Origin of the sequence: Pseudomonas kairouanensis (assembly GCF_004682055.1) — a bacterium.
Taxonomy (GTDB): domain Bacteria; phylum Pseudomonadota; class Gammaproteobacteria; order Pseudomonadales; family Pseudomonadaceae; genus Aquipseudomonas; species Aquipseudomonas kairouanensis.
In genome coordinates this window covers 305,734-330,427 of the sequence record NZ_QUZU01000001.1, presented here as the reverse complement: position 1 = coordinate 330,427, position 24,694 = coordinate 305,734, and the positions used below count along the sequence as shown (strand labels likewise).

At 60.8% G+C, this 24,694-nt stretch carries 22 protein-coding genes; 12 read left to right on the top strand and 10 right to left on the bottom strand.

Annotated features, from left to right (window positions below; translation table 11 throughout):
* Window positions 1-10 precede the first annotated feature (10 nt).
* From DYL59_RS01515 to fecA, 3 genes are all read left to right on the top strand, one after another.
* On the top strand, window positions 11-499 hold the full coding sequence (locus DYL59_RS01515; protein WP_135287726.1) for a sigma-70 family RNA polymerase sigma factor: 489 nt from the start codon (window positions 11-13) through the stop codon (window positions 497-499).
* The gene (locus DYL59_RS01510; RefSeq protein ID WP_135287563.1) at window positions 496-1,437 is read left to right on the top strand and encodes a FecR domain-containing protein; all 942 of its coding nucleotides are present in this window, start codon (window positions 496-498) and stop codon (window positions 1,435-1,437) included. The genes DYL59_RS01515 and DYL59_RS01510 overlap by 4 nt, the downstream gene beginning before the upstream one ends.
* A 90-nt stretch (window positions 1,438-1,527) precedes the next feature.
* Complete coding sequence (gene fecA, locus DYL59_RS01505) at window positions 1,528-3,864, top strand: TonB-dependent Fe(3+) dicitrate receptor FecA (RefSeq protein WP_135287562.1); 2,337 nt, start codon at window positions 1,528-1,530, stop codon at window positions 3,862-3,864.
* Here fecA and DYL59_RS01500 read toward each other — a convergent pair.
* Complete coding sequence (locus DYL59_RS01500; RefSeq protein WP_135287561.1) at window positions 3,861-4,733, bottom strand: LysR family transcriptional regulator; 873 nt, start codon at window positions 4,731-4,733, stop codon at window positions 3,861-3,863. The two genes, fecA and DYL59_RS01500, sit on opposite strands and share 4 nt — an antisense overlap.
* Window positions 4,734-4,837: 104 nt before the next feature.
* Here DYL59_RS01500 and DYL59_RS01495 point away from each other — a divergent pair, with 104 nt between their 5' ends.
* Entirely contained in the window at window positions 4,838-6,349 is a 1,512-nt protein-coding gene (locus tag DYL59_RS01495; protein WP_135287560.1) for an MFS transporter, read from the top strand.
* A 59-nt stretch (window positions 6,350-6,408) separates the two neighbouring features.
* On the opposite strand, the gene DYL59_RS01490 is transcribed toward DYL59_RS01495, so the two are convergent.
* Both DYL59_RS01490 and DYL59_RS01485 read right to left on the bottom strand, forming a co-directional pair.
* Window positions 6,409-6,819, bottom strand: a complete 411-nt coding sequence (locus DYL59_RS01490) for an HPF/RaiA family ribosome-associated protein (RefSeq protein ID WP_012722380.1) — start codon at window positions 6,817-6,819, stop codon at window positions 6,409-6,411.
* Window positions 6,820-7,030: 211 nt separating this feature from the next.
* Entirely contained in the window at window positions 7,031-7,978 is a 948-nt protein-coding gene (locus tag DYL59_RS01485; protein ID WP_071494031.1) for a LysR substrate-binding domain-containing protein, read from the bottom strand.
* 137 nt (window positions 7,979-8,115) lie between these two features.
* Here DYL59_RS01485 and DYL59_RS01480 point away from each other — a divergent pair, with 137 nt between their 5' ends.
* The 6 genes from DYL59_RS01480 to DYL59_RS01455 all read left to right on the top strand — a co-directional run bounded on the left by DYL59_RS01480 (window position 8,116) and on the right by DYL59_RS01455 (window position 15,474).
* Window positions 8,116-9,492 (top strand): L-serine ammonia-lyase, encoded by a 1,377-nt coding sequence (locus tag DYL59_RS01480; protein WP_135287559.1) that lies wholly within the window; start codon window positions 8,116-8,118, stop codon window positions 9,490-9,492.
* Between the two features lie 60 nt (window positions 9,493-9,552).
* Window positions 9,553-10,839: a serine/threonine transporter gene (locus DYL59_RS01475; protein WP_135287558.1), complete on the top strand. Its 1,287-nt coding sequence runs from the start codon at window positions 9,553-9,555 to the stop codon at window positions 10,837-10,839.
* 262 nt (window positions 10,840-11,101) lie between these two features.
* Window positions 11,102-11,416 (top strand): DUF3509 domain-containing protein, encoded by a 315-nt coding sequence (locus DYL59_RS01470; RefSeq protein WP_135287557.1) that lies wholly within the window; start codon window positions 11,102-11,104, stop codon window positions 11,414-11,416.
* A 68-nt stretch (window positions 11,417-11,484) separates the two neighbouring features.
* The gene (locus DYL59_RS01465) at window positions 11,485-12,000 is read left to right on the top strand and encodes a sigma-70 family RNA polymerase sigma factor (protein ID WP_135287556.1); all 516 of its coding nucleotides are present in this window, start codon (window positions 11,485-11,487) and stop codon (window positions 11,998-12,000) included.
* Window positions 11,997-12,968: a FecR domain-containing protein gene (locus DYL59_RS01460; RefSeq protein ID WP_135287555.1), complete on the top strand. Its 972-nt coding sequence runs from the start codon at window positions 11,997-11,999 to the stop codon at window positions 12,966-12,968. Before DYL59_RS01465 ends, DYL59_RS01460 begins: the two co-directional genes overlap by 4 nt.
* A 100-nt stretch (window positions 12,969-13,068) precedes the next feature.
* Window positions 13,069-15,474: a TonB-dependent siderophore receptor gene (locus tag DYL59_RS01455; protein ID WP_135287554.1), complete on the top strand. Its 2,406-nt coding sequence runs from the start codon at window positions 13,069-13,071 to the stop codon at window positions 15,472-15,474.
* A 12-nt stretch (window positions 15,475-15,486) separates the two neighbouring features.
* Here the strand turns inward: DYL59_RS01455 and DYL59_RS01450 are convergent, their stop codons facing one another.
* From DYL59_RS01450 to DYL59_RS01435, 3 genes are all read right to left on the bottom strand, one after another.
* Window positions 15,487-15,936, bottom strand: coding sequence for a phosphate-starvation-inducible protein PsiE (locus DYL59_RS01450; protein WP_135287553.1), 450 nt, complete (start codon window positions 15,934-15,936; stop codon window positions 15,487-15,489).
* A 377-nt stretch (window positions 15,937-16,313) separates the two neighbouring features.
* Complete coding sequence (gene relB, locus DYL59_RS01440) at window positions 16,314-16,502, bottom strand: type II toxin-antitoxin system RelB family antitoxin (protein WP_135287551.1); 189 nt, start codon at window positions 16,500-16,502, stop codon at window positions 16,314-16,316.
* Window positions 16,503-16,655: 153 nt separating this feature from the next.
* Entirely contained in the window at window positions 16,656-16,901 is a 246-nt protein-coding gene (locus DYL59_RS01435) for a DUF6124 family protein (RefSeq protein WP_135287550.1), read from the bottom strand.
* A gap of 480 nt (window positions 16,902-17,381) precedes the next feature.
* Here DYL59_RS01435 and DYL59_RS01430 point away from each other — a divergent pair, with 480 nt between their 5' ends.
* Window positions 17,382-17,633 (top strand): YebG family protein, encoded by a 252-nt coding sequence (locus DYL59_RS01430; protein ID WP_135287549.1) that lies wholly within the window; start codon window positions 17,382-17,384, stop codon window positions 17,631-17,633.
* An 84-nt stretch (window positions 17,634-17,717) separates the two neighbouring features.
* Here the strand turns inward: DYL59_RS01430 and DYL59_RS01425 are convergent, their stop codons facing one another.
* The 3 genes from DYL59_RS01425 to DYL59_RS01410 form a co-directional block, all read right to left on the bottom strand.
* The gene (locus DYL59_RS01425) at window positions 17,718-20,096 is read right to left on the bottom strand and encodes a membrane-bound PQQ-dependent dehydrogenase, glucose/quinate/shikimate family (protein ID WP_135287548.1); all 2,379 of its coding nucleotides are present in this window, start codon (window positions 20,094-20,096) and stop codon (window positions 17,718-17,720) included.
* 790 nt (window positions 20,097-20,886) lie between these two features.
* On the bottom strand, window positions 20,887-21,888 hold the full coding sequence (locus DYL59_RS01415; protein WP_135287547.1) for a LacI family DNA-binding transcriptional regulator: 1,002 nt from the start codon (window positions 21,886-21,888) through the stop codon (window positions 20,887-20,889).
* Window positions 21,889-21,935: 47 nt separating this feature from the next.
* A complete protein-coding gene (locus DYL59_RS01410; RefSeq protein ID WP_135287546.1) occupies window positions 21,936-22,955 on the bottom strand; it encodes a Leu/Phe/Val dehydrogenase in 1,020 nt (339 codons plus the stop codon).
* Between the two features lie 188 nt (window positions 22,956-23,143).
* On the opposite strand from DYL59_RS01410, the gene DYL59_RS01405 reads away from it, so the two are divergent.
* Window positions 23,144-23,947 carry a SirB1 family protein gene (locus tag DYL59_RS01405; protein WP_135287545.1) on the top strand — a complete coding sequence of 268 codons (804 nt, stop codon included), beginning with the start codon at window positions 23,144-23,146 and terminating at the stop codon, window positions 23,945-23,947.
* Between the two features lie 99 nt (window positions 23,948-24,046).
* Here the strand turns inward: DYL59_RS01405 and maiA are convergent, their stop codons facing one another.
* Window positions 24,047-24,682 carry a maleylacetoacetate isomerase gene (maiA, locus tag DYL59_RS01400; protein WP_135287544.1) on the bottom strand — a complete coding sequence of 212 codons (636 nt, stop codon included), beginning with the start codon at window positions 24,680-24,682 and terminating at the stop codon, window positions 24,047-24,049.
* Between the last annotated feature and the right edge of the window lie 12 nt (window positions 24,683-24,694).

Below are 24,694 nucleotides of genomic sequence, written 5' to 3'. Positions count from 1 at the left end.
AGTGATCGTGCTGCAGCCGTCCAACCCCGTCGAAGTTCTGTACAACGACCATCACCACTGGCTCACCGGCTGGTTGCGACGCAAGCTCGGCTGCCCGGAAAGCGCGGCCGACCTGGCGCAAGACACCTTTATTCGCGTACTCACCGCCCGTGAAACGCCCACGCTGGTCGAACCCCGCGCGTTCCTCACCACCGTGGCCAAGCGCGTGTTGTTCAATTTCTACCGCCGCCAGGACCTGGAACGCGCCTATCTCGATGCCTTGGCGCAAATGCCCGAGCACGTAGCACCGTCCGAAGAAGAACGCGCAATCATCCTGCAAACCCTGGTAGAGCTGGACCAACTGCTCGACGGCCTGCCTGTCCAGGTCAAGCGTGCGTTCCTATTGGCCCAACTCGATGGCCTGACCTACGCGCAGATCGGCGCCGAACTGGGCATTTCCATCGCCACCGTCAAACGCCACCTGACCAAAGCCGCCATGCGCTGCTACTTCGCCCTATGAATTTCTCGACCCACGTTGCCGAACAAGCCGTGCACTGGCTGATGCAAATGCAGCAAGGCGCCCTCAACCCGCGCCAGCAAGCCGCCTGGCAGCAATGGCTCAACGCCCACAGCGAGCACCAGCGGGCGTGGGATCACATGCAGCGCGTCAACCAACGCCTACGTGGCCTGCCCTCGCCGCTCGCCCACGCCGCCTTGAATGCGCCAACCTCCACCAGCCGTCGCCAGGCCCTCAAGCTGTTGCTGATCCTCGGCGCCGGTTCGGCCGCTGCCTGGGGCTTGCGCCAGCAACATGTGCTGCCGCCGCTGACCGCCGACTACCGCAGCCCAGTCGGCCAACGCCGCAACGTGCAGTTGGCGGACGGCAGCCAGTTGCAACTCAACACCGGCAGCGCCGTGGATGTGCATTTCGATGGCCAGCAACGGCTGATCCGCCTGCTCGAAGGCGAGATCCTGCTGACCGCCGCCAAGGGCAGCACGCCCCTCAATGTCTTGACCGGCCAAGGACTGCTCACCAGCCAGACAGCGCGCTTCAACGTACGGCAATTCAACGATCACGCCCAACTGGCGGTGTTCGAGGGCCAGGTCGAGGTGATGCCCAACACCTACAGCGGCCTGCCACTGACAGTGCAGGCTGCGCATCAGGTCAATTTCACCCGCAAGGGTTGGGACACCCCGCGCCCTACCGACGCCAACAGCGGGGCCTGGGCCGACGGGATGTTGATGGCGGCGCACATGCGCCTGCAAGACTTCCTCGGCGAACTGGGCCGCTATCGTCGTGGCCAGCTCAATTGCGACCCGCAGGTGGCCAACTTGCTGATCTCCGGCAGCTACCCGCTGGATGACAGCGAACGCATTCTCGACCTGCTGGAAGTGAGCCTGCCGATCAAAGTGCGGCGTTTTACCCGTTACTGGGTGACGGTGCAGGCACGCGTCTGAATATTTTTAAAAACCTGTGAGCCGTTTTCCACACCTCGCGTGACAGAGAAGGAAAGCCACCTTGATCCTTCCTTCTCAGGACCGCTCTTCATGCCCCAGCAACCGACGCTTCTTGCCCGCACACTGCGCCAACTCCTACTGGGCGCCAGCCTGAGCCTGACGGTGCTGCCTACCGTGATGGCGGCCGAAGCCAAGCCTTATCACATCGCCCCCACCTCGCTGGAAGCGGCACTGAATCAATTTGGTCGCGAAGCCGGTGTGCTGATTTCCTTCGGCTCCGAAGTGACGGCAGGCATGCAGAGCCGTGGGCTGTCGGGCAATTTCAGCGCCGCTGAAGGCCTGCAAAAACTGCTGGAAGGCACCGGTCTGCAAGCCCGCGCCGAAGGTGAAAATGCCTATAGCCTGCAACCGGCCCATGCGCCGGCGACGATTGAGCTGGGCACCTCCAGCGTGGTCGGCGACTGGCTCGGCGATGCGGCGCAGACCAACGTGTTCGAACACCCCGGCGCCCGTGACGTGATCCGCCGCGAAGAGTTCGAACGCCAGGGCGCCACCCAGGCCCGCGACGTGCTCAACCGCATCCCCGGCGTCAACGCCCCCGAAAACAACGGCACCGGCAGCCACGACATGGCGCTCAACTTCGGTATTCGGGGGCTCAACCCGCGCCTGGCGTCGCGCTCCACGGTGTTGATGGACGGCATCCCGGTGCCCTTCGCGCCCTACGGCCAACCGCAGCTGTCGTTCGCCCCTATCAGCATGGGCAACATGGACGCGGTGGACGTGGTGCGCGGCGGCGGCGCGGTGCGCTACGGCCCGCAGAACGTCGGCGGCGTGGTCAACTTCGTGACCCGCGCGATCCCGGATGCGCCCACGGTCAAAGGTGGCTTGCAGACCGAAACCAGCCCGTCTTCCAGCCATGATGGCTTCAAGACCACCGCCAACTTGCTGGCCGGCGGCACCGCCGACAACGGCCTGGGCGGCGCGATTTTGTACTCCGGCACCCGTGGCGGCGACTGGCGCGAAAACAGCAACACGCGCATCGACGACCTGATCCTCAAGGGCAAATATCAACTGGATGAAGCCAACAGCTTCAACGCCATGGCTCAGTACTACGAAGGCCAGGCAGATATGCCTGGGGGGTTGAACGTGGCGGACTACAAGGCAGACCCCTATCAGTCCACCCGTCCCTACGACAAATTCTGGGGCCGCCGTACGATGTTCAACGCCGGTTATCGCTACCAGGAAGACCGCCGCGAATTCACCGTAAACACCTTCTTCACCACCACCCTGCGCAACGGCTATCTGGACCAGACCCGCTTCCTGTCCCTGTCGCCCCGCGAATACTGGGTGCGCGGCCTGGAGACCCGTTTTGCCCAAGGCTTCGACCTTGCCAACACCAGCCACGAAGTCGGCGTGGGCTACCGTTATATCAACGAAGCCGGGCACGAACTGCGCTACACCACGCCGATTACGGCCAACCAGCAGATCCCGACCACCAATAGCAAAAACGACCGCGACACCCGTGGTAGCACCGAAGCCAATGCGTTCTTCATCGACGACCGCATTGATATCGGCAAGTGGACCATCACCCCCGGCGTGCGCTACGAAATGATCAAGTCCGAGCAGACCGACCACATCAACAACCTCAACTACAAAGGCGACTACAACACCGCATTGCCGGCGCTGAACGTGCTGTACCACCTCACCGACAGCTGGAACCTCTACGCCAACACCGAGGGTTCGTTCGGCAGCGTGCAGTACAGCCAGATGGCCAAGCGCGTGCCCAGCGGGCAAGTCAAACCGGAAAAAGCCCGCACCTGGGAAATCGGCACCCGCTACGACGACGGCACCTTGCGTGCAGAAATCGGCGCGTTCCTGATCAACTTCGACAACCAGTACGAAAGCAACCAGACCGACGACTCGGTGATCGCCCGTGGCGAAACTCGCCACCAGGGCATCGAAACCAGCGTCAACTATGCCCTCGATGGCTTGAGCCCGGCCCTGGCAGGGTTTGATGTGTACGCCAGCTACGCCTACGTCGATGCCACCATCCGCGAAGACGGCCCGAACAAGGGCAACCGCGTGCCCTTCTCGTCCAAGCACAAAGGCACGATGGGCGTGGGTTACACCGAAGGGCGCTGGAAGCTGAACCTGGACAGCAGCTTCCAGAGCAGCCAGTTCGCCAACAACGCCAACACCCAGCAGGAAAGCGCCGACGGCAGTACCGGACGTATACCCGGCTACATGTTGTTCAGTAGCCGAGCGGCGTACGACTTTGGCCCGCAACTATCGGACCTGAACGTGGCGGTGGGTGTGAAAAACATCTTCAACACCCAGTACTTCACCCGCTCGTTCGATGACAACAACAAGGGCAAGTACGTCGGTGAGCCACGCACGGTGTACGTGCAGACCTCCATCGCGTTCTAACTGCCCGCCAGGCAGCTGGGGGTCGCCGCAACCAACGCGTCGATGGCACAGCGGGTCTTGGCCGGCATATGGGGTGCGGTCGGCCAAACCACATGGATCGGCGCGGGTTGCTCGCGGTAGCCCGGCAGGACTGCTTCGAGTTGGCCGCGCAGCGCGTAATGGGCGATCAACCAACTCGGCAACCAGGCCAGGCCGACGCCTGCGATAGCGGCATCGGCCACGGCCTGGAGGTCATCCAATACCAAGGGCGACATCAACCGTGAACGGTGGGGGGTGTTGGTTCTGTAGGCGATACCTCGATGGCCTGTCAGATCATCGATTACGTCGATTCGCCCCACACGTTGCAGATAAGCCGGTGACGCCGCCAGGCCCATGGATTGTGCGCCCAGGCGGCGGGCGTTCAGGCGGTCGGTATCAGGCAGCTCGCCAATGCGTATGGCGATGTCGAAGCCTTCCTGCACCAGGTCGGTCATGCGGTCAGAGAAGCTGATCTCGATCTCCAATTGCGGATAACGGTCCATCAACCCCCACAACGCAGGCGCCGCATAGTGATGCCCGAATGCCAACGGCACGCTGGCCCTCAACCGCCCGCGAGGCTGCTGGCGGCCGCTTTCCAGCACCGATTCGGCCGCCTCCAATTCCGCCAGGGCACGTAGACAATGCTCGTAGTACGCCTGCCCATCTTCCGTCAGATGCTGGCGACGGGTAGAGCGCTGTAACAGGCGCGTCCCCAACCGCGCCTCCAACCGCGCCAAGCCCTTGCCCACTGCGGAGCGCGTGAGGTTCAGGCGTTCGGCGGCTTCGGTAAGGTTGCCGCTTTCCACGACTTGGAGGAACAGTTCAACACCATCAAAACGCGGAGTAGCCATGGCCTGATTGTCGCCCTTAATTCCCATATCCACGGAAAACTTATCACGAATAAGGCGCCTGATTCCCCTGAAAATAGCCTGACTTCATCTTTCAGGAGAATCCCATGCCACCCGCCGCCACGTTATCGGCCCGCCGTACACCTCACACCGCCAGGAATGGCCTGGCCCTCACCGCCGTCTGCCTGGTGGCCCTGATGTTCGGCCTGGAAATCTCCAGTGTGCCGGTCATCCTGCCCACCCTCGAACAGCAACTGGGCACCGGTTTCCAGGATGCCCAATGGATCATGAATGCCTACACCCTGGCCTGTACCAGCGTGCTGATGGCCGCCGGAACGCTGGCGGATCGCTTCGGCCGCCGACGCATGCTGGTGTTGTGCCTGTGGCTGTTTGGCCTGGCATCGCTGGCGTGTGGGTTGGCCAATGACGCTTCCACTTTGATCGCGGCACGTTTCGTACAGGGTGTGGGTGCTGGCGCGATGATGATCTGTCAGTTCGCGATCCTGTCGCACCAGTTTCGCGAACCAGCAGCGCGGGCGCGGGCTTTCGCAGTGTGGGGCGTGATCGCAGGCATAGGCCTGGGCTTTGGGCCAATGGTGGGGGCGTTGATCCTGGCCGTGGCAGACTGGCGCTGGGTATTTCTCGTACATGTGCCGCTGGCCTTGCTCACACTATGGCTGCTGCATATCAGCGTGCAGGAGTCCCGCGATCCCGCCGGGCATCGCCTTGACCTCGCCGGCATGTTTACCCTGACGCTGGCCGTGTTCGCCCTCGTTTATTTCATCACCCAAGGCAGCGAGTACGGGTTCGGCACACCAGCCATGCTTGGTTGGGCGGCTTTGTCGCTGGTCGGCATGTGGCTGTTCATCTTCATTGAGCGGCGCAGCGCCCACCCGATGTTCGATTTTTCGGTGTTTCGCATCCGACGTTTCAACGGCGCATTGATGGGCTCGATCGGCATGAATTTCAGCTTCTGGCCGTTCATGATCTACCTGCCGCTCTACTTCCAGGCCGGCCTGGGCTACGACACCCTGACCACCGGCGGCGCCCTGCTCGCCTATACCTTGCCGACCTTGCTGATCCCGCCGCTGGCCGAACGCCTGGCCCTGCGCTATGGCGCCGAGCGCGTCATTCCATTGGGCCTTGGATTGATGGGCGCAGGCTTCTTGAGCATGGCCGCCGTGAACAGTACCGCTCAACCGAGCATCGTGCTGGTACTGGCCAGTTGCGTAGTTGCCGGGGTTGGCCTGGCGCTGACCAACTCACCCACCACCAACACCACCACCGGGGCCGTCTCGGCAGACCGTGCGGGCATGGCCTCGGGTATCGACTTGAGTGCGCGGCTGATTACCCTGGCACTCAACATCGCGTTGATGGGCTTGGTATTGCTGCTGGGGATCACTCATCAACTGTCCGCTGTATTGCCCGAAACCACCGCGCTGGATTGGCCAGCGATCAGCCAGAACATTGCAGCGGGCAAACTGGACTCGCCAGGACTTACGTTTACCGATGCCCAGGCAGCATTACGCCACGGCGCGGGCTGGGCCATGTTATTCGCGGGTTCGGGGGCGTGTGGGGTGGCGCTGTTGAGCGGGTACTTCTTCCGACGTAATCGCTAAACGCAAACGGGCCTGCAAATGCAGGCCCGTTCTGTTGGGAATGTAAGAACTGTCAGCTATCAGCTATTAAACACGGCGCGTTCTTTTTCCAGAAACTCCTGTTCAAGCTCATCTTCATTGACCTTGGTGTCCGACAGACTTTTACCGGCAGCGCGTGGCTTGCCCTGCAGTCGGCCAAACAAATGTTCCAATGCGTGATCCAGCTTGGTGGCTGCACCGTCAATCGCCTGCTCCAGGGTATCGGCTTTGTGCAGTACCGAAAGTGGCTGATGGCCTTTTGGCCGCGCTTCCAGACGGCAACTCAGATCATGGGGACCGGGCTTGTCGCCATTCTCATCCCGCAGGTAGACCTCCACTCGGGTCAGGTCTTCTTCGTAACGTTCGAGCGTGCTCTCAATGGTAGTTCGTACCCACTCCTCCAGTCGGATGCTGCTTTCAATATGGTTATCGCTATTGACTTGGATTTGCATAGTTCTTCCCTTATTTCAGCTAGCTCGCGAGAGGTCACAACTGCAACACCGATGCGGTGAAACCATGACCTCTTGACTACACAATTGAGCAGTCAGCGTAACAATTCAACCCCTTTGAAAAGATAAATCCCACATTACAAATTAAGTCTGACTACAAGCAAAAACACTGTTAGGGTGGGGAGTTAGTTACAACTTCTTACGCCTAGCCACCTCACAATTGCCCCTCTCCCAACGGGTGCAATCCGCGAAAAATCTCCGCCTCCTCCACCAGCCAATCATGCACCGCCCGCACGCCCGGATGGCTCAGCGCGCCCGGCGCATACAGCAACACGTAGCGTTTGTGATTGGGCACCGCCAGACCGAACGGCACGATCAAGGTGCCGCGCTCCAACTCATCGTTCAACAAGGTGCGCCGCGCGATCGCCACGCCCATCCCGGCGATGGCCGCTTCGATGGTCAGGTGGTTGCGGTTGAAGGTGTGGCCACGGCGCACATCGGCGTCGTGATAGCCGATGGCATTCAGGTAGAACTCCCACTCTGCGTACTCATAACTCCCACGCCAGGCGGTAATGTCATGCAGCAGGGGGAAATGCACCAGGTCGGCCGGGCCATGCAACGGCGGGCGACCGCGCAGCAGGCTTGGTGCGCACACCGGGAAAATCTGCTCATCCAACAGGGCTGTGGATAACAGGCCGGGGTAGCTGCCATCGTTGAGGTCGATGGCCAGGTCGAAGTCGCCCTCATGCAAGGCGATGCTGCTGTCTTCGGCAACCATGCGCAGTTGTATGTCCGGAAAACGTTGCTGCAAGCGCGGCAAACGCGGGGTCAGCCACTTGCCGAGAAACGAAGGAATCGAGCGCAGGCGCAACGTACCGCTGATCATCCCTGCATCCAGCCGCTGCAATTCGGCATCGATGCTGCCGTAAGCCTCCCCCACCGTCGCCGCCAGCCGCTGCCCCTCAGCGCTCAGTTCCACGCCGCGTGCCCGCCGATGAAACAACCGAAAGCCCAGACGCTCCTCCAACTGCCGGATCTGCTGGCTCACCGCCCCCGGCGTGATGTGCAGTTCTTCAGCGCAGCGGGTGAACGAAAGATGCCGCGCAGCACAGGAGAAAACGTGCAGCCAGACGTAGGTCTGGCCATGGAGGGGCCGGGTCATAGGGTTTAGTCCTGCTAAAGGGTGTCTTAGGATAATTCGTTGGTCAGTGCCGATCCAGAGGCTCAGTATCGCGCCAATTGCGCTCGTCCTACAAAAAATGGCAGCGATTCCTACTCCATTGCTTGTAAGGGTTTAGCATGGCTATCAGTGTTTTTGATCTATTCAAGGTGGGCATCGGCCCGTCCAGCTCCCACACCGTCGGCCCCATGCGGGCGGCGGCGACCTTTGCCCAGGCCCTGATCAACCAACAACTACTGAGCGCCACCCGCCGCGTCGAAGTGCGCCTGTACGGCTCGCTGTCCGCCACCGGCGTCGGCCATGCCACCGACCGCGCCTGTGTGATGGGGCTGATGGGCGAATGGCCGGACAAGGTCGACCCCACCACGATCAACACGCGCATCCAGCACCTTCGAGAGTCCGGCCGGCTAATGCTCGCAGGCCAGCAAGACATTGCCTTCAACTGGCACACCGACCTCCTGCTGCTGGACGAGAGCCTGCCCTACCACCCCAACGCCATGTCCCTGCACGCCTATGGCGACAGCGGCTTGCTGAGCGAGCAAACCTATTACTCGGTGGGCGGCGGCTTCATCATCGAAGCGGCTGAGGCAGCATCGGGCATTGCGCCGACCAGCGATGTGGAATTGCCCTACGACTTTTCCAGCGCCGTCGAACTGCTGGCCTTGTGCAACAAGCACGGCCTGCGGGTTTCGGAACTGATGATGGCCAACGAGCGCGCCTGGCGTAGCGATGAAGACATCCGCAGCGGCCTGCTGCACATTTGGTCGGTGATGCGCGAATGCGTGGAGCAAGGCCTGCGCGATGAAGGCATCTTGCCCGGCGGCCTGGATGTACCGCGTCGCGCGGCGAAACTGCACCGCAGTCTGTTGGAAATCGGCAAGCCGAATGTGATCACGTCAACCTTGTCGGCGATGGAATGGGTCAACCTGTTCGCCCTCGCCGTCAACGAAGAAAACGCCGCCGGCGGGCGCATGGTCACCGCGCCCACCAACGGCGCGGCGGGGATCATCCCGGCGGTGCTGCATTACTACATGAAATTCAACGCCGACGCGTCTGACGACGATGTGGTCAATTTCTTCCTGGCCGCCGCCGCTGTCGGCATCCTGTGCAAGAAAAACGCCTCGATCTCCGGCGCCGAAGTCGGCTGCCAGGGTGAAGTCGGCTCGGCCTGCGCCATGGCCGCCGCCGGGCTGGCCGATGTGCTCGGCGCCACCCCGGAGCAACTGGAAAACGCCGCCGAAATCGGCCTGGAACACAACCTTGGCCTCACCTGCGACCCGGTGGGCGGCCTGGTGCAAGTGCCCTGCATCGAGCGCAACGCCATCGCTGCCGTCAAGGCGATCAATGCCACGCAAATGGCCCTGCGCGGTGACGGCAAACACTTCATTTCCCTGGACCGGGTGATCCGCACCATGCGCGATACCGGCGCCGATATGCATGACAAATACAAAGAAACTTCACGGGGCGGCCTGGCCGTGAACTGGGTGGAGTGCTGAGGAGCATTCCCTGACCGCCCCAACGTGAGCCCGCGCAAAAATAATAACGAGGCAATAACGATGACCGATGTACGTACACCTGCTGCCGAAAATCCTGCTGTAGAGAGCACCGTTACAACTGGCTGGACCAAACACGACACCACCTGGATGCTCGGCCTCTACGGCACCGCCATCGGCGCCGGCACGCTGTTCCTGCCGATCAACGCCGGCGTCGGTGGCTTCTGGCCACTGATCGTGCTGGCGCTGCTGGCCTTTCCGATGACCTTCTTCGCCCACCGTGGGCTGACGCGCTTTGTGTTGTCGGGCAAATCCGGCGATATCACCGAAGTGGTCGAGGAACACTTCGGCGTCGGCGCGGGCAAGCTGATCACCCTGCTGTACTTCTTTGCGATCTTCCCGATCCTGCTGGTGTACAGCGTGGCGCTGACCAACACCCTGGGCAGCTTTATGGAACACCAACTGCATATCGCACCGCCGCCCCGGGCGATCCTGTCGCTGGTGCTGATTCTCGGCCTGATGGCCATCGTCCGTTGCGGCCAAGGCGTGATCGTCAAGGCCATGAGCGTGCTGGTCTACCCGTTCGTCGCGGCCCTGCTGTTGCTGGCATTCAGCCTGATCCCCAACTGGAACGGCGCATTCTTCGCCTCCGCCGGTGATGGCATGCCAATGCCACTGTTCTTCAAGACCCTGTGGCTGGCGATCCCGGTGATGGTGTTTTCCTTCAACCACTCGCCGATCATCTCCGCGTTCGCCGTCGACCAAAAACGCGTGTACGGCCCACAGGCCGAGCGCAAAAGCAGCGGCATCCTCGCCACCGCCCACGGCATGATGGTGCTGACGGTGATGTTCTTCTGCTTCAGCTGCGTGTTGGCACTGTCGCCGGCTGACCTGGCCGCCGCCAAGGCGCAGAACATCTCAATCCTGTCGTACCTGGCCAACCACTTCCAAACCCCGGTGATCGCCTACGCCGCGCCGTTGATTGCGCTGGTGGCGATTACCAAATCGTTCCTGGGCCACTACATCGGCGCCAGCGAAGGCTTCCAGGGCTTGATCGTCAAATCCCTGCGCGGACGTAACCGTTCGATGTCGGCCAAATGGCTGGAACGCAGCACCGCGCTGTTCATGGTGCTCACCTGCTGGGCCGTGGCCACCTTCAACCCGAGCATCCTGGGCATGATCGAAACCATGGGCGGGCCGATCATCGCGTGCCTGTTGTTCCTGATGCCGATGTACGCGATCCGCCGCGTGCCATCGCTGCGCCAGTATTCGGGCCAGGTATCCAATGTCTTTGTAGTGGTGATCGGGCTGATTGCGCTGTCTGCGATCGTTTTCTCAGTGCTGCCCTGAAACAGGTCACCGGCTTCAAGAACAAGGTGGGCAACTGTGGGAGGGGGCTTGCCCCCGATAGCAATCTTTCAGCCAAGCATTCATTGGCTGATACACCGCTATCGGGGGCAAGCCCCCTCCCACATTGGTCTGTACGGCACGGCCCTTGCTGTACAGCTCTGGAGGGAAATGGATTTTAGTGAATGGCCGGTGGTCAGGAAACGCGAACTAATCCCGACACCGGTCGTCAATGACTGCATGTTCTTATCAGGCGGTACGCACCATGGACAATCCTTTTCAGATCATCACCGACACCTTCACCCCTGAATACCGCGTCAATTTGAGCATCCAACGGCTGGACGGCAGCATCATGCTCACCCTCTCCAACGACGCGGGCGTGGTGGCCAAGCGCATGATCAGCGCCGAACAACGCAACGACCCGGCGCGTCTCAAGCGCCTGGTGCAAAGCATTCAATTCGGCATCGCCATCGAACAGGGCCACAGCGCCATGGAGATTCTGGCGGTGATGACCGATGGCGATCACAAACTGTTGCAGCGCCCGCCGGCGCGGGCGCTGCCGTTCAGTGTCGGGCTTTGACACACACGCTTGCAAATAAGCGATCAAACGACAAGAATGCGAACAATTACCATTAGTGTACTTGTCGCATGTCCGATCTGCGCCGTCCCTTGCAGGACCCCTTCCATCTGCTTTACGCCGAAAACCATCACTGGCTCCAGGGATGGTTGCGTCGGCGTCTGGATTGTCAGGCCGATGCCGCTGATCTGACCCACGACACGTTCCTGCGTACCCTCAAATCGCCGCACTTGGGCCATATCAACGAGCCGCGGGCCTTTTTATGCCTGATTGCCAAGCGCGTACTGTGCACATTCTGGCGTCGCCATGAGTTGGAACGGGCCTACATGGATGCGCTGGCCAGCCTGCCTGGCGAGTTCATCCCCTCCGAAGAAGAATTCGCCCTGCTGCGCGAAGCCCTGGAAACCATCGACGCCATGCTCGACGGTCTGCCGGAGCGAATACGCCACGCCTTTTTGCTCAACCGCCTGGAAGGCCTGACCCACCGCCAAATTGCCGCGCAGCTGGATGTCTCCCTGGCCACGGTCGAACGCTGGATCAAACAAGCCATCACCCAGTGTTACCTGGCGCAAGTGATGCGCGGATGAACCCCAGCCCTGCGCAACTGACCCCGCCATTAAAAGAAGCCATCGACTGGATGGTGACCCTCGACTCCGGCAACGCCGACGCCCAGGTCCACAGTGCTTTCGAACACTGGTTGGCCGCCGATCCCCGAAACCAGCACGCCTGGCAAGCCCTGCAAAATGTGCTGGTCTCGCCCTTCAATCAACTGGCCCAAGGTGAGCACACCGCAAAGGCTGCGAGCCGTGCACTGCGCTCATCGCGCCTGTCACCGGAGCGCCGCAAATTGTTGCGCGATGGCACCGCGTTAGCGCTGTTTCTCGGCCTGGGCGGCTCGCTGGCGGTTCAACGGCGCCTGCCAATCGAAGGCCTGTTCAGCGATTTCTACAGCGGTACCGCCGAACGCAAGCGCTTCACCCTGCCCGATGGGAGTGTGCTGATCCTCAACGCGCGCAGCATCGTAGACGTGCAATTGAGTGCCACTCTGCGCCGAGTGCAATTGAAGCAGGGTGAACTGAGCATTGAAGTCGCCAGCGACCCGACACGCCCGCTCGAAGTGTGGACCGCCCAAGGCCGTGTGCGCGCCTTGGGCACACGCTTCAACGTGCGGCAAATGGACGGCCAAACCCTGGTGGGCGTGCAACAACACAGCGTGCAGGTGCAGACCCAGTTTGGCCCCCATGCCGTGGTGCAGGAAGGCTGCGCATTGCGCTTCACTCAAGCGCAGGTGTTCCCACTCGCCGGTGACCAGTCGCGTGCGGATGCCTGGATCAACGGATTACTGGATGTTGAAGACGAATCCCTCGGTACCGTCATCGATGCCTTACGCCCTTATCGCTACGGCCTGCTGCGGGTTTCTCCAGCCGCGGCAAAACTGCGCGTATTTGGTGTTTTCAGCCTGGATGACAGCGACCGGGCCCTGCAATCCCTCGCCGAAGTCCTGCCCATTGGCATCAATCGCTACGGCCAGGTGACACTGATCGACGTGCAATAGCGTCTGTGTGCAAAAAAATCTCGATGGAGTGAGGGCTTTTTCCAACTCGCTGGACATACCCGCAAATGCCCAACACATTTCAGCGAGGAAACCCTTCACCATGCGTTCCCCTTCTCTGCGTCCCGCAAACCTGGCCATGGCCGTCGCACTGGCTTTCACGGCGGGTGCTGCAACCTTCACCGCAGACGTCTCCTGCGCAGCCGAAGCCGTTGGCCGCTACGACATCGCCCCCGGCCCATTGGAACAAGCCCTCCGCCAGATCGCCCGCCAAAGTGGACGCGGCGTGGTCGCCGACCCGGCCCTGGTGCGCGGCAAGTCCAGCGCACCGGTGGTGGGCAGCTATAGCCCCGAAGCCGCCGTGCAACAGGCGCTGGTAGGCAGTGGATTGCAATTGCGCGTCACCCCCAACGGCACCTTGACCCTGGAGCCCGTTCCCAACGGTGATGCCCTGCAACTGGGCGCCACCAGCATTACCGGCCAGGCGCTGGGCGAGACCACGGAGAACACCGGTTCCTACACCACCGGCAGCATGAGCAGCGCCACCAAGTTCCAGGCTTCGGCGCGGGAAACGCCGCAGTCCGTGACCGTGGTCACCCGCCAGCGCATGGACGACCAGAACATGCAGAGCCTGGAGGACATATCCACCAACACCCCCGGCCTGACCCTGCGCAAAACCGGCGGCGAGCGCCCGGAGTTCTACTCACGCGGCAGCGCCATCGACAACATCATGATCGACGGCCTGCCCATCGGTTATGACAGCGACACACTGGGTACCTCGACATTGGCGATGTTTGACCGCGTGGAAGTGGTGCGCGGTGCCTCCGGGCTGATGGTCGGCTCCGGCAACCCGTCCGGCACGCTGAACCTGGTGCGCAAACGCCCTACGGTCGAACCACAGGTTTCCGTCACCGTGGGCGCCGGCACCTGGGACAACTACCGCACCGAGATCGACGCCAGCAGCAAGCTCAACCAGGCCGGCACCCTACGCGGGCGCGTGGTTGCGGCGTATCAGGATAAAAACAGCTTCACCGATGCCTACAGCAGCAAGCGCCAATTGTTGTACGGGATCAGCGAATTCGACCTTTCGCAGGCCACGACCCTGACACTGGGCGGCTACTACAATCGCGAAGACAACCCCGGCGCCGACTGGAACGGCATGCCCACCGCCGCCAACGGCGCGTTCCTGCCCCTGTCGCGCTCCACCCGCCTCACCCCCGCGTGGACCTACTGGAACAAAGAAAACCAAAGCGTCTTCGCCGAAATCGAACACCGCTTCGACAACGCTTGGTCCCTGCGCCTCAACACCACCTGGCTCAAAAGCAATTTGGAGATGCTCGGCGGCAGCTTCTACCGCGATGCCGACAACAACCTGATCAGCAATGCCGGGCGCTATTCCTACGAACACACGCAAAAAAGCGTCGACGCTTATGCCAAAGGGCCGTTCAGCCTGTTTGGTGCGACCCATGAGTTGGTGGTCGGCGCCAGTTATCGCCGCGAAGACGACAACGATGGCCCTGGTGGTGGCCCGGGCGAAAGCTACAACCAAATCGTCGACCCGTTCAGCTTTGACTACAACGCCATCGCCAAGCCCGAAATCAACTATAACTGGTCGCGCAAGGGCTTTATCGACCAGTCCAGCGTGTACGGTGCGTTCCGCTTCAGCCTGCGTGACGACCTCAAGCTGATTCTGGGCTCACGCCTGGATTGGTATGAAAACGACATCCACACCCAGTCCGGTACCTACGGGTTTGGCGAGCCCTACAAAGCCACGCGGGAAGTGACGCCCTATGCCGGGTTGATCTACGACCTCAACGACACCTATTCGGTGTACGCCAGTTGGACACGGATCTTCCAGCCGCAAAACTACGAAGGCGCCTCCGGCAGTGTGCTCAACCCGGTTACTGGTACCAACTTTGAAGTCGGGCTCAAAGCCGAGTACTTCGACGGCGCACTCAACGCCAGCGCTGCACTGTTCCAGCTCAATCAGGAAAACCTGCCCAAATCCCTGCTGGCCAGCCAGTGCCAGCCCAATCAGGACGTGTGCTATGAAGCCAGCGGCGAAGTGCGTACTCGCGGGGTCGAATTTGAACTGTCGGGCGAATTGGCCGAAGGCTGGCAAGCCTCGGCGGGCTACACCTACGCCGCCGCCGAATACGTCAAGGCCACCGACAGCGCCAGCAAAGGCGCACGCTACGACAGCGACACGCCGTACAACCTGTTCAAGTTGGCCACCAGCTACCAACTGCCTGGCGACCTGAACAAATGGTCGATCGGCGGCGCCTTTCGAACCCAAAGCCAGACCTACACCAGCTTCAACGTGCAGCAAGGCGGGTACAGCATCGTGGACCTGATGAGCAACTATCGCCTGAGTGACAACATCAAGGTCCAGGCCAACATGAACAACGTCTTCGACAAGCGCTACTACCAGAGCATCAGCAACAATGCCGGCGCCAACCTGTTCGGCGAACCGCGCAACCTGATGTTCATGGTGAAGTGGTCGCTGTAGGAGATCAGCGAATTACCCTTCGGACTTTTCTTTGACCGAAGGGTATTTCGAGGAGGCAAACCGCACGACCAGAATCGCGAAAGCCAGCAGCAGGATCCCGCCACACAAATAAATGATGCCCAGGTCTGGGGCGTTGTGGTGGGAGACGTCGCCGATCAACAAGCGCGTCAGCGCCGTGATGGCCACGTAGAGCAGAAAGCGAATGGGCATGTGGTTGGTCTTGAAATAAATCCCCACCATCGCACCCAATTCGAGATAGATGAACAACAACAAAATGTCATCCACATTGATACTGCCCTTGTGGAGCATGTCGATAAAGGTCAGCACCGCAGCATAGGCAGTAATAGCGCCAATGCCGAACAACGCTAGGTAGTGAAACGCCTCGACTGCCAGGTTACCCAACGAGTCTGCATTGGCGTGCAGGCCCTTGCGCAGCTTTTCTGCCCATTTCAGTTCTGTCATTGCTCCCCCACCACTGTATAAAAAACGATCAATTGCTACGTCAGGACTGCGCCTGTTATGCAGGCGGATGATCCCGCACGGACGTGACGCTTTCATCTGCATGCAGAAAAAAGGCCAGACACTGCTAGGTGAGATGATGGCGGGGTGATATGAGGCACGTGCTCGGTTGAGCAGAGAACAAATTTTGCTCATCCGAACAGGCTTGCTAGGGATACCGCTGGCGCGCATGTAATACCGAGAGAACCCGAATAGGTCTACGAGAGAGAGCCAGTACCGAGGTTTCGATTGCTCGGTTTGGTTCAAGAGCGGCTACCGGGTTGAGGTCGCTGAGGTAATCAATAATTTGCCGGAGTTGCACACGCGCTGCGGGGGCCAACTCAATCAGCATCGCCTTTTTTGCGTTTGGATTCGATCAGCGCCCGCATCTCAGCCATTACCTGGTCATGAGGAATGCCGGGGCTTAGGTCATCAAGAGCGGCTTGCACCTTGGCGCGAAACCGACGGTCGTAGCTGTCGGCGTGCTCGTCGGGATCCAGGGGGAAACCAGAGGGAAAGGAATTGTCCATGAAAGCCTTCGATGTCGATGATCAAGAAGTTCAGTCGCTGTCGTTTTTACTGTCGAGCTTCAAGCGATGAAGTGAGTAACGGGAAAAAACGAAGCTGCTGCGACTATCTTTTTGACCATTCCCACAGGGTGGGAACGGTCATCGGGCAAGGAATCAAGCTGGGGCGACTTGCTCCAGAGCTTGATCGACTAACAAACTGCCCATTTCCACCAGTTGGTGGATGGCCAACACCAAACTTCGCTGCGGGCCTTCAAGGTCGAATGCCAGCGTACTAGCCATTTCTCGGGCACTACCTAAGGTCTCGCTGGCGTTTGCCAGCAAGGTTTCGACATCTGCATTAGATGTAACGCTGAATAGAACCGAATCACTCGACGGAGGGTTGGGGGTGATTTTTTTCATGGTGCATAGCCTCGTAATGGGACCATCACCGTCTGCCGCCAAGCAGGTTGGGTGACGGATTACACAAGGTTGGCGGACCGGTTACGGGCAACCCGGCACCCCGAAGGGTCCCTGTGCAACCCGTCATGAAACATGAATGAAAGCAAAAAATACCGCCTGCAATCATGTTGGGTGCGCTGTAGCGCCATCGTACACCGGGCCGCCAAGCCCGCTCGCTGCAAATGCAGCGCCCGAGGAAGGTAAGCCAACGAACAATTTCAACGCAACCCCGGCAAGTTGTCAGAAATTTCCCTTGTAGCAAACCCCCACATCCCAACTACATTAAATTCCTACCACCCCATCACCAAGGTTGACTTATCCTTTTTACTGTATATAAATACAGCATCTTTCAGGCGCCACCCCGCTGGATAACTGGCCAGTTTCACCCCTGGGCCAGCATGCGACACTCCGACCAACACTGGACAAAACGACGAGGCCACTATGGCTGTTGAAACCCTTTACCGCAGTACCCGCGATTTGGAGACTACGTTCGTGGACCGCAAACTTGCCGATGCGCATGATCAGATGCTGGAACTGGCCGAAGAGCTCGCCAAGGTGCTGATGGCCAACGTGCCGGATCTGTCCGAAGAGCAGGCAGAGAATGCCAGTATCTTCATGGCGAAGAACCGCACCGTCTTCGCGGCCGCATTCAAGAGCAATGCGTCGGCCTTGAGCGAGCTGTCTGGGGAGTAGGAAGGGATTGGAAGCCGACGCCGCGAATGCGGCGTCGCTTGTTTCCAGGCCGTTCTCAGCAGGTTGTGAGAGCGGCCTGACGCATTATTTTGCCGCGTCGGGCAATGCGTACGCGATGACGTAGTCGCCGCGGTTGTCGTTGCTGTTGGTGCGCGTTGCACCGCCAACGGTGATGACCACGTATTGCTTGCCATCACGGCCTACGTAGGACATCGGAGCGCCCTGCCCGCCAACCGGCAGGCGACCGCGCCACAGCTCTTTGCCGCTGTCGTTGTCCAGGGCGCGGATGTAGTAATCCAGGGTGCCGTGGAAGAACGTCAGGCCGCCACCGGTCACCAGTGGGCCACCCATGGTCGGCATGCCCAGCGGCATGTTCACGCCCGGGACGATGCCGTGTACGGGTGCGTCCTGGATGCTGCCCATCGGCACCTGCCACTTGGTCTTGCCGGTGTTCAGGTCGATGGCGGTCATGGTGCCGAATGGCGGCTTGAAGCACGGAACGCCCAGAGGCGAAACGAACATCGAGCGCTCAACGCCCCATGGCGTACCCAGTTGCTCGGAGTACTCGCCTTCGGTGCTTGGCTTGAGGCCGATTGCCTTGGCCTTTTCGCGTTTAATGAAGGTGCCCCACTGGGCCATGCGGATATCGTTGACGATCAGCGTGCCGGTGGACGCGTCAATCGCGCCGCCACCCCAGTTGATACCACCGTAGTAGCCTGGGTAGATCAGCGTGCGCTGGCCTTCGACGATGGGGGTGAACTCACCTTCCCAACGCATTTCCTTGAAGTCGATGCGGCACATCAACTGGTCGAAGACCGTTGCGCCCCACATGTCCGACTCTTTGAGTTTCTCTGCGCCAACAGACAATTGCGAGTACGGCTGGGTTGGCGAAATACGCATGCCCGGCACGCCATCGGTGGCGACTTTGCGTTGTTCAACCGGGAACACCGGCTTGCCGTCACGACGGTCGAGCACGAAGATCTGGCCGCGCTTGGTCATGGCGATGATGACCGGCGTGGTGCCGCCTTCTTTGTTCGGCAGGTCGTACAGGATCGGTTGGGCCGACACGTCGTAGTCGAACATGTCGTTGTTGGCGGTACGGAAGTGCCAGGCGTCTACACCGGTTTTAACGTCGATGGCGACGATGGAGTCGTTGTATTCGTCCGAACCTTCGTGGCGGTTACCGTTCCAGAAGTCTGGAGTCTGGTTGCCAGTCGGGATGTAGACCAGGCCGAGTTTTTCATCAAAGGCAGCAGTGCCCCAGAAGTTCGGCGACTCTTTGGGGTACAACTCGCCTTCCGGCAACGGCACGCCACGCTTGGGGTTACGTGCATCCCAGGCCCACAGCAGCTCGCCGGTGCGCACGTCAAAGCCACGGGTCACGCCGGACGGCTCGTCGGTCTTGAGGTTGTCGTTGATCTTGCCGCCCACCACGATCACATCACCGGCCACCAGGGGCGCGGAGGTGAGGTAGTAGGAACCGTCGGTGTTCGGGCCAATGCCTTTGAGCAGGTCGACAACACCTTTGTCACCGAAGGACTCGCAGAGCTTGCCGGTCTTGGCATCCAGCTCCATCAGGCGCGCGTCGACGGTGGTGGTGACGATGCGCTGACGGCATTCACCGCCCGCGGCCGGCGCTGCAGGTGCCGCACTGGCGGTGGCTTTATCAGCGTCAAAATAGCCGAGGCCACGGCAGCGTTTCCAACCAGCGTTGGCCGGGGTTTCCTTGATGTGCGCGTCGAACTTCCACTTCTGCACGCCCGTGATCGGGTCCAGTGCGAAGACGTTGTTCAAAGGCGAGCACAGGTACACGGTGTCATCGACTTTCAGCGGCGTGCCTTGGTACTCGGCGCCGTTGATGGCCATGTCGCCGGTGTGGAAGGTCCACGCCACTTGCAGGTCTTTGACGTTGGCTTTGTTGATCTGGTCGAACTGGGCAAAACGCTCGCCATGGGTGTTACGCCCATACGCTGTCCAGTCATTGCCATCGGCCTGGCCGGCCTGGGGCGCGATCACCTTGGCACTGGCGCCGGCTTCGGCCACCACGGTCGGGTGCGGCTGGAACATGCCGTAGCCAATGCCCGCAATGCTCGCCACCAACACCAGGCACACCACTGCACGAGGTGCAGCGCCGAGCAGACGGCGGTTGCCTTGCAGCGCGGGCGCCAACAGGGTCAACACCAGCGCGATGACGATAAAGGTCATCAGGCGCGGCACCAACTGCCAGAAGTCAAAACCCACTTCCCACAGCGACCACACCAGGGTGAAGGCCAACAGCGCCAAGGCCAGCCAGGTAGCGGCGATCTTGCGGCGCACCAGGCACACGCCACTGGCAACCATCAACGCACCGGCCACCACGTAGTAAAGGCTGCCCCCCAACCAGGCGAGCTTTACGCCCAACCCGGCCACAGCCATGCCGATCAACGCCAGTACGGCCCCGATCAGGAGTGTCAGTATTCTCATTTTTCATCCCGTTGAGTTAAGTGAAGCAACGGCCGGGTTTTCCCGACTCAATAAGAGAGCGCTCTCATAAAACAAAAGAGAGCGCTCTCTTATTGAGCCAAAAAAAAGCCCTTACATCGCTTAGGGCCTTGATCTAGACGCTTGCGTGCGTATTTGACGAGGGCGCGCAATGGTAAGGACGGATGAGAATCACGTCAATTTAAAGTGCGGCAATCGGCCACACCTTTAGGACATGGGTCGATTTCAATGTGGGAGGAGCGGTGCGACGATTCGACTTGCCCCCGATAGGCTTAGGTATCTACACCACGATTGGACCTGACCAACCCGAAGCTCTCGCTCTCGCTCTCGCTCTGGCTCTGGCTCTGGCTTTTGATCTTGATCTTAGGCGCCCCGTTAACCACGCTGGCCGAACGCAGGCTTGAATCCGTGGGTAACCCGGCAGGACGCCGGGTTAGCCGCACTGGGCCATGGATGGCCCATTGCGGCGGCCCACGGATTCAAGCCGGAGTGAGGGCACACCGAGCCTAGGCGAGGTGCCGAGTGGTGGGGCAAGAGCCCTTTTGGTTACTTTTGGGGCTCTTTTCCAAAAGTGACCCGCCGTAAGGGCGGAACCCATATCAGCCATCACTCAAATAACGGATATGCACTCCGACCAAAAAGCTCCAGCGCCCAACATACAGTTCTCGCAGGCAAGCCAGATCCCAAATAAAACCGGTGTACATCCAAGAAAACCTAGTCGCAGGATAGGCCGTCTTCGCGAGCAAGCCCGCTCCCACATTTTGAATTGCCGTTAGCCGGGCGCAGCCGTAGAACGCCGCACAATCAACTCCACCGGCATCAACAGCCGGCGTGATGGCTTGTTGACCCCGGCGAGCAGCACCTTGAGTGCACCGACCGCCACTCGCGCCTGCTCCACGGTGTCCTGTTTCAGGGTAGATAACGAAAACAACTCATTCGCCGCACTGGGAATGTCATCAAACCCCACCACCGACACATCCCCCGGCACCGACAAACCCATGCCCTTGAGCCGGTCCAGCACCCCCAGCGCGATAAAGTCGTTGGACGCCAGAATCGCTGTCGGCTTGCGCGCCCCCTCAAACAACACATCCACGCCACGACGACCAAAGGTGGCATCGTGGGAGCCTTCGACGAACAGCGGCTCCAATTGCGCCTCTTCCATCACCGTAAAGTAGGTTTTCGCCCGCTCACGGGCCGACGCTTCGCGGCCGCCGCCCAGGTGCGCAATGGCGCGATGCCCCAGGCCAATCAGATGCGCCATGGCCTGGCGGATGCCCGACTCGTCATCCACCGCGACGGTGGTGACACGCGGATGGGGGATGCGCTTGCTGCCGATATACACACAAGGCAACTTGTCGGCGATTTCGCTGATAGTGCGCGCGGTATGCGGCGTGCCGATCATGATCACCCCAGCCGGGCGCAGGCGCAGCAAGCGCTCGATGTCTTGCAACTCGCAGCCCTGCTCCACCGGACGCAACGAAGTGACCGGGTCAAACCCCGCCTTGATCAGCTCACGGTCCACCGCCTGGGCGAGTTGGATATGAAAGGAGTTGTTCGGGTCGCCCAACACCAGCCCCACGATGGACGACTGCGCGAACACCAGGCTGCGTGCCGCCAGGTTCGGTCGGTATTCCAATTGAGCGGCAATACCACGGATGCGCTCGCGGGTTTCTTCCCGTACCCCAGGATCGCCGCGCAACGCCCGCGACACCTGGGCGCGCGACATGCCAGCCGCTTTCGCGACGTCATCAAGGGTGGTGAACGGCTTGGTCATAACAACAAGGGCCTTGGGGAGTCGGCGCCAATTGTAGGGTAAACCCCTCAGCGGTACAGCAGGCGTTCGGCCAATTCGTCCGCCACCCGTGCAGGGCTGCGTTTTTCAGCCTGGGCATGGGCGAAGATTTCGGTGAGGCGGGTGCCGATATTCGACAGATGGGCCGTGATGTCCGGCAGCTCTGCGCCGTTGTGCTTGAGGGCGACGTAGATCAGGCCCCCGGAGTTGATCACGTAGTCGGGGGCATAGAGGATTCCGCGGCCTTCCAGTTGATCGGCGACGTCCAGGTTGGTCAGCTGTGCACTGGCGGAACCGGCGACAGCGGCGCACCGCAACTGGCCGACGCTCTGGCGATTGAACACGGCGCCCAGGCCGCACGGGGCGAGGATGTCGCAAGGGGTACTGAGCAAGGCATCGTTGGCGATGGGGTGTGCGCCCAGTTGCTCCATGGCCAGTTGTACCTTGCCGTGGTCGATGTCACTCACCAGCAATTCGGCCCCCGCCGCATGCAGCTGTTCGGCCAAGGCGTAACCCACGTTACCCAAGCCCTGCACCGCCACGCGCAAGCCTTCGAGGTTATCGCTGCCCAAGCGGGCCATGGCGGTGGTGCGTATGCCTGCGAACACGCCCATGGCGGTATGGGACGACGGATCGCCAGTTACCGTGGTGCTGGTGACGAAACGGGTTTGCTGGGCGATGCAGTCCATGTCGGCCACCGAGGTGCCGCTGTCGAGGGCGATAATGAAGCGGCCGTCGAGCTTTTCGATGCACCGACCAAAGGCTTCAAACAACGCAGCACGACTCTCGACATGCACCGGGCGGACAATCACCGCCGTGCCCCCGCCCACCGGCAAACCGGCCAGGGCGGCCTTGTAGCTCATGCCTTGGGCCAGGCGCGCGGCATCGGCCACGGCACTTTCGTCGTCGGGGTAAGAGAGATAGCGGCAGCCACCAAGGGCGGGCCCGAGGCGGCTGTTATGGATGGCGATGACCGCCTTCAGCCCGGTGACCGGGTCGACGCTCAGGTGCAGCGATTCAAGGCGGGTGCTGTGCATGAGAGCAAACATCGTCAAGCTCCCGAATCACATCTGGTTAGTGGGCCAAGTATAGGCTTGCGGTAGAAAGTTGCCGGAATACGCTGGAATAAGGCGCGTGGTTTTGCAGGATCCAAGACATAAGAGCATGGGATATTTCGCAAGCCACTGGACGAAAATTCCCAGCAAGGCTAAAACGGGGGCATCCGCCGGAGAATGCAATGAATCCCCGCAAAGCCTTTTTCGCCTGCCTGGAACGTTCCCCCCCTGCGCTGTTTGAAGCGGCGCTGTGGATTGCCGCCGAGCATGACGCGGCGGTGCAACCGTTGGTGATCCTGCAGGAGCTGAACGTATTGCAACAACAGGTGGCACGTAGCCTGCCCCTCTTGCCGGCGGATGAGCTGGGCCAACCCTTGCTGCGCTGCCTGAATGACCTGGGATTTGCCCAGGATGACTTCACCCCCCTGCGCCCCGCCGCTGCCTTGTTGGACAAGGTATTGCAACGCAAGCGCGGGCAACCCCTGGCCATGGGGCTGATCGCCCTGGAACTGGCTCGGCGCCTGCATATTCCGATGGTCGGCGTGAATTTCCCGGGGCACTTCCTGCTGCGGGTACCCGGCGCCGATCATCTGCTCGACCCTTGCGGTGGGCGGCGCCTGTACCCCAACGATTGCCGCGAGCTGCTGCACCGCCAATATGGCCCCAACCTCAAGTTGCAGGCCGAGCACCTGCACGCCGCCGACCCCCGCTCGATGCTGCAGCGACTGTCGCGCAACCTGCGCCAACTGCACCTCTCCAACGACGCGCCGCTCGACGCCCTGGTGGACGCTGAACGCGTACTGGAACTGGGCAATGCCAACGCCGCCGATTACTTGGCGCGAGCCAGCTTGTACCAGCGCCTGGATTGCCCCAATGCCGAACGCTTCGACCTGGAGCACGCCTTGCTGCTCAGCGAAGACCCGATCCAGCGCCTGCGCCTGACCGAACGATTAGGCCACTTGCCCCCCAACTCAGTCGTGCACTGAACCCTGTAGGAGCGAGCGTGCTCGCGAAAAACCCGAAAGCGCCGCGTGCATTCAGTCAGCCCGCGTGATCGTTAACGTTTTTCGCGAGCACGCTCGCTCCTACTGGGTATCCGGTTGATTAGCCGGGTGAGCCTGGATAAACGCCGGATGCTGCGCCGCCAACGCCGCCACCCGTCCGATGCGCGGGTATGCCCCCAATGGCACCTTGAAGCGCTGCGCTGCATACAGCTGGGGGATTAGGAACGCGTCCGCCATGCCCGGCTGCTGGCCAAAGCAAAACCCCTGATCGCCAATCAACTGCTCTACAGCGTTCAGTCCCAGGCTGATCCAATGGCCAATCCACTCCAGCACCTGCGCCTCATCGTGCCCCCACTGGCGCAAAAGGTTCTGGGTGCTGGAATTGTGCAGCGGGTGGATATCGCAAGCGATGATCGACGCCACCGCACGCTCATGGGCGCGGGTGGCCAGGTCGTTGGAGAGCAATGGCGCCTGTGGATAACGTTCCTCCAGGTATTCGACGATCGCCGACGATTGGATCAACACCTCGCCATCATCAACCCTCAAGGCCGGTACCCGCCCTTGCGGGTTGATCGCCAGGTATTCGGGTTGGCGATTGGCACCGCCCGGCGGCACCAGCAGGTGGATCGGCACCGCGTTGAAATCCAAGCCCTTGAGCGCCAGGGCAATCCGCACCCGGTAGGACGCAGTGGAACGGTAGTAGGTATAGAGCTCCATCGCCTAAGTCCT

Coding starts and splice junctions, on each gene's coding strand:
- DYL59_RS01435 (WP_135287550.1), bottom strand. CDS start 16,901: ATGAAAAAAATCACCCCCAACCCTCCGTCGAGTGATTCGGTTCTATTC.
- DYL59_RS01485 (WP_071494031.1), bottom strand. CDS start 7,978: ATGACCCGGCCCCTCCATGGCCAGACCTACGTCTGGCTGCACGTTTTC.
- DYL59_RS01490 (WP_012722380.1), bottom strand. CDS start 6,819: ATGCAAATCCAAGTCAATAGCGATAACCATATTGAAAGCAGCATCCGA.
- DYL59_RS01475 (WP_135287558.1), top strand. CDS start 9,553: ATGACCGATGTACGTACACCTGCTGCCGAAAATCCTGCTGTAGAGAGC.
- fecA (WP_135287562.1), top strand. CDS start 1,528: ATGCCCCAGCAACCGACGCTTCTTGCCCGCACACTGCGCCAACTCCTA.
- maiA (WP_135287544.1), bottom strand. CDS start 24,682: ATGGAGCTCTATACCTACTACCGTTCCACTGCGTCCTACCGGGTGCGG.
- DYL59_RS01455 (WP_135287554.1), top strand. CDS start 13,069: ATGCGTTCCCCTTCTCTGCGTCCCGCAAACCTGGCCATGGCCGTCGCA.
- relB (WP_135287551.1), bottom strand. CDS start 16,502: ATGGACAATTCCTTTCCCTCTGGTTTCCCCCTGGATCCCGACGAGCAC.
- DYL59_RS01425 (WP_135287548.1), bottom strand. CDS start 20,096: ATGAGAATACTGACACTCCTGATCGGGGCCGTACTGGCGTTGATCGGC.
- DYL59_RS01450 (WP_135287553.1), bottom strand. CDS start 15,936: ATGACAGAACTGAAATGGGCAGAAAAGCTGCGCAAGGGCCTGCACGCC.
- DYL59_RS01500 (WP_135287561.1), bottom strand. CDS start 4,733: ATGGCTACTCCGCGTTTTGATGGTGTTGAACTGTTCCTCCAAGTCGTG.
- DYL59_RS01430 (WP_135287549.1), top strand. CDS start 17,382: ATGGCTGTTGAAACCCTTTACCGCAGTACCCGCGATTTGGAGACTACG.
- DYL59_RS01470 (WP_135287557.1), top strand. CDS start 11,102: ATGGACAATCCTTTTCAGATCATCACCGACACCTTCACCCCTGAATAC.
- DYL59_RS01410 (WP_135287546.1), bottom strand. CDS start 22,955: ATGTTTGCTCTCATGCACAGCACCCGCCTTGAATCGCTGCACCTGAGC.
- DYL59_RS01465 (WP_135287556.1), top strand. CDS start 11,485: ATGTCCGATCTGCGCCGTCCCTTGCAGGACCCCTTCCATCTGCTTTAC.
- DYL59_RS01460 (WP_135287555.1), top strand. CDS start 11,997: ATGAACCCCAGCCCTGCGCAACTGACCCCGCCATTAAAAGAAGCCATC.
- DYL59_RS01415 (WP_135287547.1), bottom strand. CDS start 21,888: ATGACCAAGCCGTTCACCACCCTTGATGACGTCGCGAAAGCGGCTGGC.
- DYL59_RS01495 (WP_135287560.1), top strand. CDS start 4,838: ATGCCACCCGCCGCCACGTTATCGGCCCGCCGTACACCTCACACCGCC.
- DYL59_RS01405 (WP_135287545.1), top strand. CDS start 23,144: ATGAATCCCCGCAAAGCCTTTTTCGCCTGCCTGGAACGTTCCCCCCCT.
- DYL59_RS01480 (WP_135287559.1), top strand. CDS start 8,116: ATGGCTATCAGTGTTTTTGATCTATTCAAGGTGGGCATCGGCCCGTCC.
- DYL59_RS01510 (WP_135287563.1), top strand. CDS start 496: ATGAATTTCTCGACCCACGTTGCCGAACAAGCCGTGCACTGGCTGATG.